We start from the raw sequence: 15,210 nt of genomic DNA, 5'->3' as shown, positions 1-15,210 counted from the left end.
AGAGTTCAAATCATTTCTCCGTTGCATTTACTCCTCTAATTTATTAGTAAAAGCTCATGGGTTTAGTCCCAATGAAATAAAAACCATTCGATGAATGACCGTTCATTGTTGTGAAAATAAGATGTTCATATTTAACGGTAGAAAAACCAGATAAAAGCTTGTGTAACCATCCCTCATCATGGTGCCTGCATATAGCCCCTTCTGGGAGTTCAAAGACTCCATACCTCCCATACTTATCTTGAAATTTTTCATAACGTTCTACATTACGCTCATCCGTATTTAACAAGAAATCATTGACATAGAGCACGCCATTTGGCTTTAATACTCTATTAATCTCATCTATAAGAATTTGTTGTTCTTCATTAGTCTTAATACAAGTCAGGACTGCAAAAAGGATGACCGCATCAACGCTTTCATCTGGAAAATTTAATTGATCAGTTTCTTTCACTCTCAAGTCCAGATGGGGGAATTGTGATTGTCCCCTATTTATCATGCCTTCTGAAAAATCAATTCCTATTAAATTGGCATAGCCTAACTGATATAGTTCCTCTAATGTACGTCCGTAACCACAGCCGACATCCAGAACCACTTTTTTCTTGTCGATATATTTAGCAAATTCCTTAGCTTGAAAAGGGGTGGTAAATTCTTTCTTTTCGGATGCATCATTCCAATAATCTCTTTGTTTCATGTCTCCCGGCCCTTTCTTTTTTGATTGTATTTTATCAGTCGGGGCGTTAATATAGCATGAGAAATCTCATGTCATTTGAGTTAGGAGCTTCATATGAAGACGATTGAAAATCCAACGATTTTGGAAGAGTATTACAATAATTTCCCGCTTTCTGATTTTTTTAACTTCGGTGTGAAGCCCTATGTTTCGATTGTTAAATTTGATAGTGACGAAAGTATATTAAAAGAAGGAGAAGTTCCTTTTTATTTATATTATTTATTGGATGGCCGGGCAAAATTGTACTTGTCCCATGAAAATGGCCGGGTTTCTTTAATTAACTTTCTTACCGCGCCTAGTTTTATCGGTGAAATGGAATTGATAGGTGCGCAGCCGATCTCAAAAGGAGTAACTGCAATTACCCCATGTACTTGTTACGCTATTAATATAAAAAATTGTAAAACGTCCATCCTCAATGATACGAAATTTCTCCGTTATCTCAGTTTTTTTCTAAGCAAAAAAGCACTCGACAATACGTATCATTATTCGAAAAATCAAGCATATCCACTAGAAAATCGTTTAGCGACTTTTATTTTGATGGCTGCACACAAGGATACTTATCGTGAGCGTCATACAGAAGTTTCTGAATTTCTGGGCGTTACTTATCGGCATCTGCTGTATGTAATATCAAATTTCGTGAAAAAAGGGATTTTGGTTAAAACAGAGCAAGGATATGTAATTAAGGATAAAGCAGCTTTAAGTAATATTTCACATCTATAAAAAGGCCAAAGAATCGCTACATCATAAGGTCATCTACAAAATAACCATCGATGCAGAGGAAATAAAAATTTGGAAGAAGCGCTCGAAAAGTATGGTCTGATCACTAGTTTAGAGACCATTATGAGTGAGGTGAATAAAACGAGAATCTCGCGATGAGACCTAGAGAAGTTCAGCCCAAGCCTGCCCAGAGACGGATTTGACTAACGCTGAAATTAAAGATAAGATGAAACCGTCGTTTACTAAATTAGTAAATAGGTAAATGGAATGAGGGAATTATAATGAAAATACCTACAACGTTAAAACATAAACCTGTTGTCGTGTCGGAGAATTATGAGAAGGTTGACGGCCGGATGGCCGGTAACACGGACGCGAAAGGTCTTTCTCTGGGACTAGCCCAGTGGAACGATAGAGGAAAGGTCGATATTTCCGCTAAGGTCTGGAGATATACAGGAGAGAAATGGTCCAGACAATCGGAAGAACTGCCACTTCACCGTGTTCTTGATTTGTCCATTCTAATCTGCCGGTCTTTGGAACATTTTCGCGAAGCGTATCGATATGAGAATTTGTATGACCCAGAGCAGCCCGTGATCGACCGGGTTGGCCTGCAGGGGGATGCCATGACGGTATCAGTATGTACGGACAATGAGCGGATTAATGAAGATATTAAGCTATTCAGCCAAGCGCTAAGTGATGACGACGAGATGATCGGTGAGCGTCTGCGTACGTTATCCAAAATATTAAAGGATATGGGATACTAATATTTCCCTACCCGATATCGGCACTCATGGAGTCCTGCCTCCATGAGATATAGAAGACCCGAAGAGAAATCTTCGGGTCTTTATCATTTTCATAGATTATAGAAGAGCTAATTTGATTTCTTCTTTCATGATAAGTTCTAATTTGTCTTGAAAAAAACCATTTCCATATTTTTTCAGTAGATTAGATAGACCTGATTCGTGCAGAGTAGTAGTTTTCATGGAGTAAGGTCCTTTCTTGGTGGTTTCGCAATCCCGAGAATACCCTGCTTTTTTGTTGTCAAGGAAGACTCCAAATTTTGTTACACAAACTATTTTACTTCATCGGGACTACCTGTGATTCGATTATAAAGGATCTTTATAAAGAGTATTTTTTATGCTAAGATACTGTAATTACAGAAAACATTGAAAATTCAGAGGATATTCATGCAACACTAGTGGTAATGTATAGAATTTCATTTTGGATAATTTAGGAGGCCAACAGAACAATGAATAAGAAAATAATTGCATTAGTTATGTCATTGCTATTAATTACAGCACCAGTAACGGTATTGGCACAAGAATCTGTCTCAAAAGAGGTTGCAATCAAGGTAAATGGTTATAAGATTCAGATCTACGAAGCACCTGCTTATATTGACGCAAAGTCTAACCTGACTTATGTACCTTTGCGCTTCGTATCAGAAGCATTGGGTGCAGAGATTGAGTATGTTAATGCTAAGACTCCAATTACGACCTCAATCGACAAGTCAATTCATCATGAAGTAAAGGTTTTACTTGATAGTAAAAAGGCTGAATTTGATGGCAAGGTTGAAACTATCGAAGGCGCACCTAAGCTCAATAATGGTCGTACTATGGTTCCTCTCCGCGTGATCTCAGAGGGTCTTGGTGCCGACGTTAAATGGGTACCTAATAAAGGCGGAAGTGGTACAGTAGAAATCAATACGCCTTGGGAAACTCCTAAGCCGGAGCAAAGTAGTTTATCTTGGAATCCTGATAAAATCCAGAAAGAATACGCGCAAAAAGTATTCAAAGAATTCAAGTGGAATGATTCAACTCGCACTTTGAGCTTCAATATTCCTAAGATGGATGGGGTTAATCCTCTCATTGCTATTAAGTACGGGACTACTGAAACGCCTATCACTCTTGGAAAAGACTATACATTCAAGAATTTGCCTGCTGAATTCAAAGTCTACGTACCTATATTCTCTGACGACACATTCACATCTGTTTTGGATAATTATATAATCATGTCTTATGGCTACGCTAATAATCATAAATGGGCTGAAGGTCTTTCATCTAAAGACCTTGTAGTTCAGGATCAGTATGAAAAAAATGTATCCTTAACTGCGGTACAGAGAGTTCTTGGAATTTCTAAGTACTAGGAGGTCAACAGAACAATGAATAAGAAAATAATTGCATTAGGCATGTCATTGCTATTAATTACAGCACTAGTAACGGTATTGGCACAAAAGTCTGTCTCACCTAATAAAGGCGGAAGTGGTACAGTAGAAATCAATACGCCTTGGGAAACTCCTAAGCCGGAGCAAAGTAGTTTATCTTGGAATCCTGATAAAATCCAGAAAGAATACGCGCAAAAAGTATTCAAAGAATTCAAGTGGAATGATTCAACTCGCACTTTGAGTTTCAATATTCCTAAGATGGATGGGGTTAATCCTCTCATTGCTATTAAGTACGGGACTACTGAAACGCCTATCACTCTTGGAAAAGACTATACATTCAAGAATCTGCCTGCTGAATTCAAAGTCTACGTACCTATATTCTCTGACGACACATTCACATCTGTTTTGGATAATTATATAATCATGTCTTATGGCTACGCTAATAATCATAAATGGGCTGACGGTCTTTCATCTAAAGACCTTGTAGTTCAGGATCAGTATGAAAAAAATGTATCCTTAACTGAAGTACAGAGAGCTCTTGGAATTTCTAAGTAATATTGACGCATTTACTATCTATATTGTGATTCAACTATGCCATTATACGAAATACTATATTGAGCCATTAAACAGTAGAAAGGACAGACGAATTATTTTCCGTCTGTCCTTTCCTAATCATACGCATGGCCTCGATCACCTTCAACGTCTGTTCAGCAGTGCGAAATGTTTTGGAACCAAGTATTGGTTTCGTAATTTCCTTTATGAATCGATGATATTGTTCCACAATGTTGTTTAAAAACTTTGTCTATCTAACCAAAGTTTCTTTTGGAATAGCTTTTTCATTTATTAATTCTTGTATGGCTGGTGGATAAGCAGGGTTTTTATCCAAAGTGATCACACGTGGGAATTGATTATGTGGTGAGGTGAATGCTTTTGTAAAGAAACGCTTAGCTGCTAGTATATCTCGATTTTCAGATAACATAAAATCAATCGTTTTCCCCATTGAATCAACTGTTCTATATAAATACTTCCATTGACCTTTGACTTTGATGTAAGTTTCGTCCGTTCTGTACGTATCATTTGTAGGTCTTAAATAGGGGTGGATTCGTTTATCTATTTCGGGCCCAAACTCATGGACCCATCTCATGATTGTCGTATGGGAAAGATCTAATCCCCGCTCGCTCATTATTTCTACTATGTTTCGATAGCTTAAACTATATTTTAAATACCATCGAACTGTTAGTAAGATGATTGACGCTTCATACTGCTTCCATTTAAATAAATCCAGTTTGGTTTCCGTATTAAGTTGCTCAAATCCCATGACTTTATTATCAGTTACGTTGTCATGAATTAGAGCTTTGCACCACAACCTATTTTGGCGAGGTTAAGACAAATCTCAAGGACAATTTATACCGTATCGAAACGTTAAAAGACGGATGCTCGAGGGCAACCGTCTTTTATTTTATCGGCAGCCCGTGCGAGCATACAAATGGTCTACCTCATATCACGAATAAGTCGACATTCTGTTAGATGATATAAGTAGGAATACTTTAAGATAGTCTATATTGGGGTATCATGGCCATTTGAGACAAAAAGAGGAGCGATCTTTATGACAAACAGTGTTTTTCGGCTTACCTGGAATTCCATTCGTTTTAAGCTGGTCGCAGGTTTGCTGCTAATCACGCTGCCGACTGTTGCGCTTCTTATCTATAACAACGACTATGCGATCCGCGTCGTCCACAACCAGGTTGCGGAATCCAGCCACAGTCTGATCTCGATGTATATGGCCCAAATCGACAATAACTTGAACGACGTCGACAAGTATTTGACGAACCTCGTCGTGAATGACAAAGATCTTCAGGAAATGGAATACCATTCCTCGGAGCAGGATCGTACCTTGGCCAAAGTCCGCTTGGACCACAAGCTGAACGGAGATATCGCGACGTTCCAGTCTGTTGATTCGATGTTCGTGTACTCGATACCCGGGCAGGATTACTTTGAGGTGTTTCAGGATTTTGAGGGCGTACAGGAGAGGGGAGAGGTCAGGAGCTATATTCGAGACTTGCTTCGCGAGCTTCAAAGTACAGGTGAATTCAAGATTCGAAAATGGTACGTCAAACAAATCGGCCAGAGCTACTACTTATTTCGGGTGCTGCAGACGAGCGAGGCCTATGTGGGCGCCTGGGTAAATATCAATAAATTGTCGATCTCGCTGGATTTGCTCAAACTTGGGGAGAACGGGGTTTCGCTTTTCGCTGACGAGAACGGCAAGCCGTTGACTTATGCACACGCCGTGCGAGAGAATGGCATCGATTTAACTCGCGGCGTCCAGCAGTATTATTTATCCGGAAAACCCAATCCATTCCTGGTCGTAGGCGAGAAGTCGGCCAAGGGCAATTTCAGTCTCATTGCTCTCATTCCAGATAAGTATATTTTAGAAAATTTACCTTATATAAGGAAAATTTCTTTCGTGATCCCGATCGCCGCGATCATCCTGGTGCCCGCCTGCCTGTTTCTGCTTCGTAAGATGGTGCTAAGGCCACTCAACCGGATAATGACGGCCATGAGACGAATCGGAGAAGGAAACCTGAATACCCGGATCGATCCGTATCCGACGTCTGATGAATTCCGGATCGTGAACGAAACGTTCAACAAAATGATCAAACACGTTCAGGAGCTGCGCATTCACGTCTATGAAGAACAGTTGAGCAAGCAAAAGGCCGAGCTTCAGCACCTGCAACTGCAGATCAACCCTCATTTTTTCATGAATTCATTGAACATCATCTATAACCTAGCCCTTGTCAAAAATTACGGACTAATCCAGGAGATGGCATTGAGTTTGGTCCAATATTTCCGCTACATGTTCCGAAGCAATTTAACGTTCGTGCCCCTGAAAGACGAGCTTCAGCATGTACGCAATTATAATCGCATCCAGGAGCTGAGGTTTCCCGGTAAGCTCGTCTTCGAGGTATCGGCTCCCGATTTCCTGTTGGACACGCGGATTCCGCCACTGATCGTTCAGACGTTCGTCGAGAATTCGATCAAGCATGCAGCAATCGTCAGCTCTTCGATCCAGGGATCCGTCCGTATTGATCTGGACGATTCCGGCCCGGATCCCCGGCTTTTGATCGAGATTCGGGATACCGGCAAAGGCTTCGCAAAGGACATCTTGGAGCAAATTAGCGCTGGAGAAAAAATAGAAGACGAACAGGGAGATCATATCGGTATTTGGAACGTGAAGCGGCGACTCGGCTTGCTATACGGGGATGAAGCCCATATATCGTTCTCGAACGTCGAGCCGTCAGGAGCTCTCGTCGAGATATTGCTCCCACTGAACCCGGAATCGGAGAAAGGAGAATAATGAACATGTCTCGGTTGTTACTCGTAGACGACGAAGTTCATGCTGTGGAAGGCATCAAAGCGGCTGTAAACTGGGCGAAGCTTGGTATCTCCGAGGTGCTTACTGCTTATGACATCCATCAAGCAAGAGAAATCTATAACAGAAATAGCCCCATAGACATTATGCTGTGCGACATCGAAATGCCTATGGGCAGTGGCCTGGAGTTGCTGGGCTGGGTCAAGGAGCATTCTCCCGATACGGAATCGATTTTTCTGACCTGCCATGCAGATTTCCATTATGCAAAGCAGGCAATCCAGCTCGGCAGCTTCGATTACTTGCTGAAGCCGATGCCGATCCCCGAACTGGAAAGCGTCATCGCCAAAGCAATCGACAAGAAGGCCGAGGAAAGCAAAAAAACGGCGTTCAGCCAATACGGCCAGTATTGGATCCAGCATCAGCCGCTGCTCATTGAACGGTTCTGGCTGGATATCTTAAACCGGTCGATTCCGTCACGTTCGGACACGATCCGCATCGCTGCGGAGGATCGGAACATTCCCTACTCGGAGCAAATGAGATTTGTTCCAGTAATGATCACGGTGAAGCGGTGGCACAAAAGCTTGAATATGCGAGATGAGAAAATTCTCGAATACGCGCTCCGGAATTCCGCTGAAGAACTGCTTCTTAAGCTGGGCAGTTACGGACAGCTCCTTCCCTTAAGCAAAGGCAGCTTGCTAGCTATCCTTTCATTTGAGTCGTGGACGGACAATGAAGCGCAGCGACTAAGGAAAAACTGCGAGGCGTACATTCGCTCGTGCCGCCAATATTTCTATTGTGATCTGAGCTGCTATGTCGGCAATCGGGCCCGTGCGCACGAATTACCGGTGATGACCGATCGGCTGCAGGATCTTGATCGAAACAATGTCGCGTTCGACAACCTCGTACTTCTCGTGGAAGGACAACCGTCCGCGCCGCCCCCCCCATACGAGCCGGAGCTGCAGGTATGGTCCGTCATGCTGACGGAGGGTTCTCCTGAGAAGCTCGCTGAAGAAGTCGCCCGCTACTTGAACGGGTTAACACAGGTCGCAGGGTTGGATGCGAAGCGACTGCACCAGTTCCTCCAGGATTTCCTGCAGATGGTGTATTCTTTCTTGCAGTCGAAAGATATTCAAGCCCGTCAGCTGTTCGGTGACGATGAGTCGATGGAGATGTCGCTACATGCATCTCGTTCGGTGAAGGATATGATCGATTGGAGCCGCCATATTGTCTCCAAAGCGACGGAATATGTCCGGTCGGTTGAACGATCCGCGTCCGTCGTCGACCGCGCGATAGGCTATGTGGGGCAGCATCTGGACAAGTCATTGACGCGGGACGACATCGCCAAACATGTCTATCTGAATCCTGACTACCTGGACAGAATTTTCAAGAAAGAGACGGGGATTTCCGTCACGGAATATGTCGTCCAAGAGAGGATGGCTGTCGCCCGTCGGCTGCTAAGCAATTCAAATCTCCCGGTATATGCGGTAGCGCTGCAGGTCGGATTCACGAATTTCTCGCATTTCGCGCGTATTTTCAAGAAATATACGAACCGCAGTCCGCTCGAATTCCGGCATGAAGAATTGACCCGTTCCGATGACCGATAGAAGAATCGATAGAGGTCGACCACATGTCATTACAAAGTCGACATCTCGGTAGTTGAAGTTTCTGCGATGAATTATGATGGTTTTAGATCCGAACCGGGAATACGGCCGAGGGCCAAACGAACCGTACCGAATCCAATTATAAAGTAACGGAGGGGTCACATGAAACGGAAGTTAAGTTGGATCAGCGCTTTACTCGCCATCACTCTTTTACTTGCCGCGTGCAGTACGAACAAAGTCTCAAATGAAGCGGCTAGCTCGTCATTAAGTGAGGCGGCTACGAGCGAGGACGCCGGAGAACCTTACCAATTGACGATGGCGTATTACACCTTCGGCAGCGTACCGAAAGATCAACTGCTCGTGGAGGAAGAAATCAACAAGATTACGGAAGCCAAGCTGAATACGACCGTGAAATTGCTGCCGATCAGCATTAGCGCCTGGACAAACCAAGTCAACCTGATGCTGACGAGCAACGAGAAGCTTGATGTGTTGCCGATTTTCGGAAGCACGTACGCAAATCAAGTCTCGAAAGGCCAAATGGTTCAGATCGACGATCTACTCTCGAAATATGGGGAAGGGATTGAGAAGGCGCTCGGTCCGGATTACGTTAATGCGGCCAAAATCGACGGCAAAAACTATGCCGTACCTACCATCCGCGATCTGGCCCAAAGCTACGGATTCCAGATCCGTAAGGATCTCGTGGACAAATACAATCTGAATCTGGGTCAAGTGAAGAAGTTGGACGACCTGGCGCCGATTCTAAAGGTGATCAAGGAAAATGAACCGAAAATGATTCCACTCATCAACGCCGCCAACCAATCACCGATCGCTCCTTTCAGCACGCGGGATTCTCTCGGCGACGATATGGGCGTGCTGCTGAATAACGGCCAGGACTTGAAAGTTGTGAACTGGTTCGAAACGGAAGAGTACGCGGCCAGCCTGAAGATGATGAGAGAATGGTACCAAGCCGGATACATCGCCAAGGACGCGATCACCAACAAGGAATCGGAGTCTGACATCATCAAAAGCGGCAAAGGAGCCGGTAATCTGGCAAACATGAAACCGGGCTACGATGTCCAAGAAACCCGTCAAGCCGGAATGCCGATCGTTTCCGTCGAGATGATGCCGGCGGTCGCGAAGACGAGCACAGTCACAAATGTCATGTGGGGAATCGCGAAGAACTCGGAAAACCCGAAGAAGTCGATGCAATTCCTAAATCTGATGTATTCGGACAAGGCGCTCGTCAATCTGCTGGTCTGGGGAATCGAAGGCAAACACTACGTGAAAGTATCCGATAACGTTATTGATTACCCGCAAGGCGTAACCGCGGACAATGTCGGCTATTCGGGATTGGGATGGTTGTTCGGAAATCAGTTTCTCTCCTATATCTTCAAGGGAGATGACGAGCAGCTCTGGGAGAAGATGAAGCAATTCAACGAAAATGCGATTAAGTCGAAGGCGCTTGGCTTTACATTTGATTCGACCGTGGTGAAAACGGAATTTGCCGCCGTCTCCAACGTTTTTAGCCAATATCGGATCGCGCTCGAATGTGGAGCTTTGGATCCGGACAAAGTGCTCCCCGAGTTCATCACGAAGATGAAGGATGCGGGCATCGACAAGATTATCGCGGAGAAGCAGAAGCAACTGGACGCATGGGCTGCATCCAAGGACAAATAAGCAAATTCATATAACTCTATGACGTTTATTCAATCCAATCAATTCATGAAAAGGTAGTGAACAACATGGGCTTCTCGGCCAAACGACTCAAAAAGTTCGCACCGCTGTTCCTGCTCATGCTGCCAGGGCTAGCGTATTTGATCATCAACAACTACCTGCCCATGTTCGGGATGATCATCGCCTTCAAGGATTTCAATTTCGCCAAAGGAATTCTCGGCAGCGATTGGGCAGGGCTTAAAAACTTCGAATATTTGTTCAAGACGCAAGACGCTTATATCATTACTAGGAACACGATCCTTTACAACGGTTTGTTCATTGTCATCAATACGATCGGGGCAATAGGAATTGCGATCCTTCTGAATGAAATCCGGAGAAAAATTTTCCAACGATTCTACCAGAGCATCATTATCCTGCCTCACCTGATCTCAATGGTTATCGTCAGCTATCTCGTGTACGCCATGCTTAGCAGTGACACGGGACTGATCAACAAATCGATTTTACCGCTGCTTGGGATGGAAGATATCTCGTGGTACTCAAGTAAAGAATATTGGCCGTACATTCTGACCGCCGTAAACATCTGGAAAGGCATCGGCTATCTGAGCGTGATATATTTGGCATCGATCATCAGCATCGATCCCGAGTATTACGAGGCTGCCACCCTCGACGGCGCATCGAAATGGCAGCAAATCAGCTCCGTCACGGTCCCGCTCATCACACCGGTCATCACGATGATGACGCTGTTGGCAATCGGCCGGATTTTCTACTCTGATTTCGGTCTATTCTACCAGGTACCGATGGACTCGGGCGTCCTGTCGGAGACGACGAACGTTATTGATACTTATGTATACCGGGCGTTGATGAATTTGGGTGATATCGGTATGTCGTCAGCCGCGGGCGTCTATCAATCAATCGTCGGGTTCTTGCTCGTGATCTTATCTAACTATACGGTCCGTAAATTCAGCAAAGACAATGCTCTATTCTAGACGGAGGTGAAAGACAATGGCGCACGATAGCAGATGGATCAGGTGGACCGCCCACGTTGCACTTTTGGGCTTCTCGATCGTTTGTCTCATTCCCTTTATTCTGCTGATCATGTCCTCGATATCGAGCGAAGACAGTATCATCCAGCACGGTTATTCATTTTTCCCGGAACATTTCAGTGGCAAGGCGTTCGAATACCTATGGGCTCATAGGGGAGAGTTGGGACGCGCTTACGGCGTGACCGTGTTCATTACGGTATTCGGCACCGCGGCCAGCCTCGCGATGACGTCAATGCTCGCGTATCCGATGTCGAAGAAGGATATCCCGATGAAGAACTTCTGGGCATTCCTCGTATTCTTCACGCTGCTGTTCAACGGAGGGCTTGTCCCGACCTATATAATCTACACGCAGGTGTTCGATATCAAGAACACGATCTGGGCACTGCTCGTGCCGGGCCTTCTCATGAATGGCTTCAACGTGCTGCTCGTCCGGACGTTCTTCATGACCTCGATTCCACCGGCTTTGATCGAGGCCGCTCAAATTGACGGTGCGGGAGAGATCAAGGTGTTCTACAAAATCGTCCTCCCGCTTTCGAAGCCCGTCATGGCCACGATCGGTTTGTTCGAAGCAATTCTTTACTGGAACGACTGGTTTAACGGCATGACCTATGTAACTAATCCGAAGCTTTTCAGTATCCAGAACATTCTGAACCGCATCATCTCGGACATTCAGTTCCTATCGAGTAACAGCAACCTTTCGTCGACTGCGAGCAGTGCCATGGCGGAACTGCCGAGCACGACCGTCCGAATGGCGATCGCCGTCGTTGGGGTGCTTCCGATTCTGATAGCGTACCCGTTTTTCCAGAAGTATTTTATCAAAGGCATTACGATCGGCGCCGTGAAATAAAGTGTTTGTGCAACACGAATCAAACTTATTCGAGGAGTGGTAATGAATGATTGGGATTTGGAACGCGAGACTCAAGTTGAATGGGTCGACAGTAAAAATGATTTTTTCGGTGGAGGTGAACGAAGGGTACAGGCTAATCGTGAAGACGGAACCGACTCCGTTCTTCATCCAGCCAATGGACGCGGTCGTCGAAGGGAATCAACTGAAGGCGTCCGGGCGCACTTACTCCTCGACCGATCCGGTGATCGTCTCGCTTGAGTTCGAGGAAGAGACGTTCAGTGGCACGGTCACGCTCCCTTCTACGGGTGAGATTCAAGTTCACGGCGTGAGGGGACGGGGCGCTTCCTTGGCTGCGGAGCTCATTCCTCTTGTGGCTCCGTACCGGAAATTGGACGTGAAACCGCGATCGGACGAGGACATTTGCCGGGAAGTTGACCGGCTGCTCACCAGGATGTCCATCGCCGATAAGATCGGGCAGATGAGTCAGATCGGGGCGTCTGACTTCTCCTTCGGCTCTGACGTGAAATCCGATCCTCCGGAGAAAATGGTGGCGGAAGGAAAAGTTGGAACGATTCTCGGCGCCTTCGACAGCAAGCGAGTGTTTGAGTTGCAGAAAATCGCCGTTGAGCAATCGCCGCACGGCATTCCGCTCCTATTTAATGCCGACTTTATCCACGGCTTCCAGACGATTTTTCCCGTACCGCTAGCTTGGGCGTGCAGCTGGGACATGGATGCGATTAAGCAGGCTTGTGCCATCACGGCTAAGGAAGCATCGGCTTCCGGCACAATGTACAACAACGCTCCGATGGTCGATATCTCGCGGGATCCCCGCTGGGGACGTGTCGTCGAAGGAGTGGGCGAGGATCCTTACTTGGGCGCACTTATCGCGAAAGCCCAGGTGGAAGGATTTCAGGGAGAGAGCCTGTTCGACAACGAGACGGTCATCGCTTGCCTGAAGCATTTTATCGGTTATGGCGCGGGGGAGGGCGGACGTGACTACAACACGGTCGACATCTCCGAAGGGACGATGCGGAACGTTTACTTGCCGCCGTTTAAGGCGGGAATCGATGCTGGAGCGGGTTCTGTCATGAATTCCTTCAACATTTATCAAGGTGTTCCGGTCGCGGGGAACTCCGATCTGCTGAAGAACCTGCTCCGGGATGAACTTGGTTTCGAAGGTATCCTGATATCCGATTACGGATCGATCAAGGAAATCTTAGTTCATGGCGCGGCCCAAGACGAAGAAGAAGCGTCCAAGCTCGCCTTGAACGCAACGATGGACATCGAGATGGTGACGCGGTTGTACTACAAGCATCTACCAAGTCTGATCGATAAAGGCCTCGTGAAAGAAGAACAATTGGACGAGGCGGTGAGGCGCATCTTGTCTTACAAATACAAAATCGGCATCATGGACGATCCGTTCCGGTACGTGCAGCCGGAGAAAGAGTTGGAGTATCACTTTAGCGCTGCGAACCTGGAAGCAAGTCGCGACCTAGCCCGCAAGTCGATCGTCCTGCTTAAGAACGATAATGTGCTGCCTCTTGCGAACGACGGACGTAAAGTCGCGCTCGTTGGACCGTTCTCCGCCAGCAAGGATCTGCTTGGTCCTTGGCAGTTTTCACGGTATAGTATCGAGACTGTCACCGTAAAGGAAGGGATTGCCGGGAAAGGATTCGATCAGTACCGATTGCTCGTTGCGGCGGGCTGCGGCGTCGACAGAGAAATCGAAGGCGGTTTCGAACGGGCGATCGCTTGCGCGAAGGAGGCGGACGTCGTCATCCTAGCGCTCGGCGAGGATAGTAACATGTCGGGCGAAGCCGCGTCGCGGACGAACATCGCGCTGCCTGAGGTTCAGCAGCGGCTGGCGGAAGAGATCGTTAAGCTGGGCAAGCCGACGGCGCTCTTGCTCGTGAACGGCCGCCCGCTTGTGCTGGATTGGTATGAGCGTAACGTGGGCGCGATCGTAGAGACGTGGTTCTTAGGCTCGCAGGCCGGCCATGCGATCGCCGACGTATTGTTCGGCGACTACAATCCTTCAGGCAGGCTGACAATGAGCTTTCCACAGCATGCAGGTCAGGTGCCGATTTATTATAACCATTTCAACACAGGGCGTCCTGTCACGCCGAAGAAGAAGCATGTGAAGTTCATTTCTAAATACTTGGACTGCCAGAACGAGCCTCAGTATCCGTTCGGCTTCGGACTCAGCTATACGACGATCGAGTACTCGGAGCTTCGACTGGACAAGAATGAGATAACCCGTTCTGACGAGTTAACAGCAAGCGTCACGGTAACCAATGCCGGCGATCGCGCGGGAGAAGAAACCGTTCAGCTGTACATTCAGGATGTGCACGGCAGCGTCGTGCGGCCGGTCAAGGAGTTGAAGGGCTTCCGGAAAATACGGCTGGAGCCGGGGGAAAGCAGCGAGGTTGTGTTCACTATTACCGAAGAGGATCTCAAGTACTACTTACCAGACCGGAGCTTCCGTGCTGAGTCCGGAGGGTTCAGGTTATACGTCGGACCGAACTCCAGAGACGTGAAGGAAGCGGCTTTCAAGCTGATTGAAAGCTAATCAAACATGACAAAGCAGTTATAATGGGAGGAATCGGAATGGAACGCGACTTGAAGACATTGATTTCTCAGATGACACTCATCTAGGCCATTTGAAGTTCTGCCTAGAGTGCTTGACCATCACGTACAGTGGCAGACTAAGACTTTATTTTCGAGTCCTAGTCGCTGCTGTATCATTTCCTGGACCCATTCTAATGCTTAATTTAATAAATCTGACGATAATTCAATTTATAAACCCCGTAATATCAAGGGGTTTAGTCTAGTACAATATTTTTTAAAGACAATTCGAAAGCTTGTTGAAGGATCGGTTTTTCATCGGTTATGCGCTGTCCTTGGGCCGACCAGTTCTTCCTTCGCTCTACAAAGCAAGGGGAAATCGGCAGGTAGTGCGGAGGCATTTCTTGGCGTCTTGTCATTACTTTTCGGAGCTGTAACCTGATTAAGCACTTGTTAATTACTCAAATTTGAAAAAATAATTAACATTAGGTATTAAAGTGAAAATGAG

General features: G+C 46.1%; 11 protein-coding genes and 1 pseudogene. 10 read left to right on the top strand and 2 right to left on the bottom strand.

What is annotated here, in order from left to right; genetic code table 11:
- Positions 1-43 precede the first annotated feature (43 nt).
- Positions 44-688: a class I SAM-dependent methyltransferase gene (locus tag ACFVRY_RS18240; RefSeq protein ID WP_387501685.1), complete on the bottom strand. Its 645-nt coding sequence runs from the start codon at positions 686-688 to the stop codon at positions 44-46.
- 93 nt (positions 689-781) lie between these two features.
- Between ACFVRY_RS18240 and yeiL the strand changes: the two genes are divergently transcribed.
- The 4 genes from yeiL to ACFVRY_RS18220 all read left to right on the top strand — a co-directional run bounded on the left by yeiL (position 782) and on the right by ACFVRY_RS18220 (position 4,154).
- On the top strand, positions 782-1,444 hold the full coding sequence (gene yeiL / locus ACFVRY_RS18235; RefSeq protein WP_387501684.1) for a transcriptional regulator YeiL: 663 nt from the start codon (positions 782-784) through the stop codon (positions 1,442-1,444).
- 278 nt (positions 1,445-1,722) lie between these two features.
- On the top strand, positions 1,723-2,202 hold the full coding sequence (locus ACFVRY_RS18230) for a DUF6530 family protein (protein ID WP_175372361.1): 480 nt from the start codon (positions 1,723-1,725) through the stop codon (positions 2,200-2,202).
- A gap of 485 nt (positions 2,203-2,687) precedes the next feature.
- Positions 2,688-3,581 (top strand): copper amine oxidase N-terminal domain-containing protein, encoded by an 894-nt coding sequence (locus ACFVRY_RS18225; protein ID WP_387501683.1) that lies wholly within the window; start codon positions 2,688-2,690, stop codon positions 3,579-3,581.
- A gap of 15 nt (positions 3,582-3,596) precedes the next feature.
- Positions 3,597-4,154 carry a hypothetical protein gene (locus tag ACFVRY_RS18220; protein WP_387501682.1) on the top strand — a complete coding sequence of 186 codons (558 nt, stop codon included), beginning with the start codon at positions 3,597-3,599 and terminating at the stop codon, positions 4,152-4,154.
- 67 nt (positions 4,155-4,221) lie between these two features.
- On the opposite strand, the pseudogene ACFVRY_RS18215 reads toward ACFVRY_RS18220, so the two are convergent.
- A pseudogene (locus ACFVRY_RS18215) lies at positions 4,222-4,917 on the bottom strand (IS6 family transposase).
- A gap of 288 nt (positions 4,918-5,205) precedes the next feature.
- Here ACFVRY_RS18215 and ACFVRY_RS18210 point away from each other — a divergent pair.
- The 6 genes from ACFVRY_RS18210 to bglX all read left to right on the top strand — a co-directional run bounded on the left by ACFVRY_RS18210 (position 5,206) and on the right by bglX (position 14,706).
- A complete protein-coding gene (locus ACFVRY_RS18210) occupies positions 5,206-6,957 on the top strand; it encodes a sensor histidine kinase (protein ID WP_387501681.1) in 1,752 nt (583 codons plus the stop codon).
- Between the two features lie 5 nt (positions 6,958-6,962).
- Entirely contained in the window at positions 6,963-8,576 is a 1,614-nt protein-coding gene (locus ACFVRY_RS18205) for a response regulator transcription factor (protein WP_387501680.1), read from the top strand.
- Positions 8,577-8,735: 159 nt separating this feature from the next.
- A complete protein-coding gene (locus ACFVRY_RS18200; protein ID WP_387501679.1) occupies positions 8,736-10,250 on the top strand; it encodes an ABC transporter substrate-binding protein in 1,515 nt (504 codons plus the stop codon).
- A gap of 65 nt (positions 10,251-10,315) precedes the next feature.
- Complete coding sequence (locus ACFVRY_RS18195; protein ID WP_387501793.1) at positions 10,316-11,233, top strand: ABC transporter permease; 918 nt, start codon at positions 10,316-10,318, stop codon at positions 11,231-11,233.
- 16 nt (positions 11,234-11,249) lie between these two features.
- Positions 11,250-12,137, top strand: coding sequence for a carbohydrate ABC transporter permease (locus ACFVRY_RS18190; protein ID WP_387501678.1), 888 nt, complete (start codon positions 11,250-11,252; stop codon positions 12,135-12,137).
- A 46-nt stretch (positions 12,138-12,183) separates the two neighbouring features.
- Positions 12,184-14,706, top strand: coding sequence for a beta-glucosidase BglX (gene bglX, locus ACFVRY_RS18185; protein WP_387501677.1), 2,523 nt, complete (start codon positions 12,184-12,186; stop codon positions 14,704-14,706).
- The last annotated feature ends 504 nt before the right edge of the window (positions 14,707-15,210 follow it).

This window comes from Paenibacillus sp. NPDC057934, from assembly GCF_042887565.1.
GTDB lineage: Bacteria > Bacillota > Bacilli > Paenibacillales > Paenibacillaceae > Paenibacillus_AQ.
This window is presented reverse-complemented; position numbering and strand designations above follow the sequence as displayed.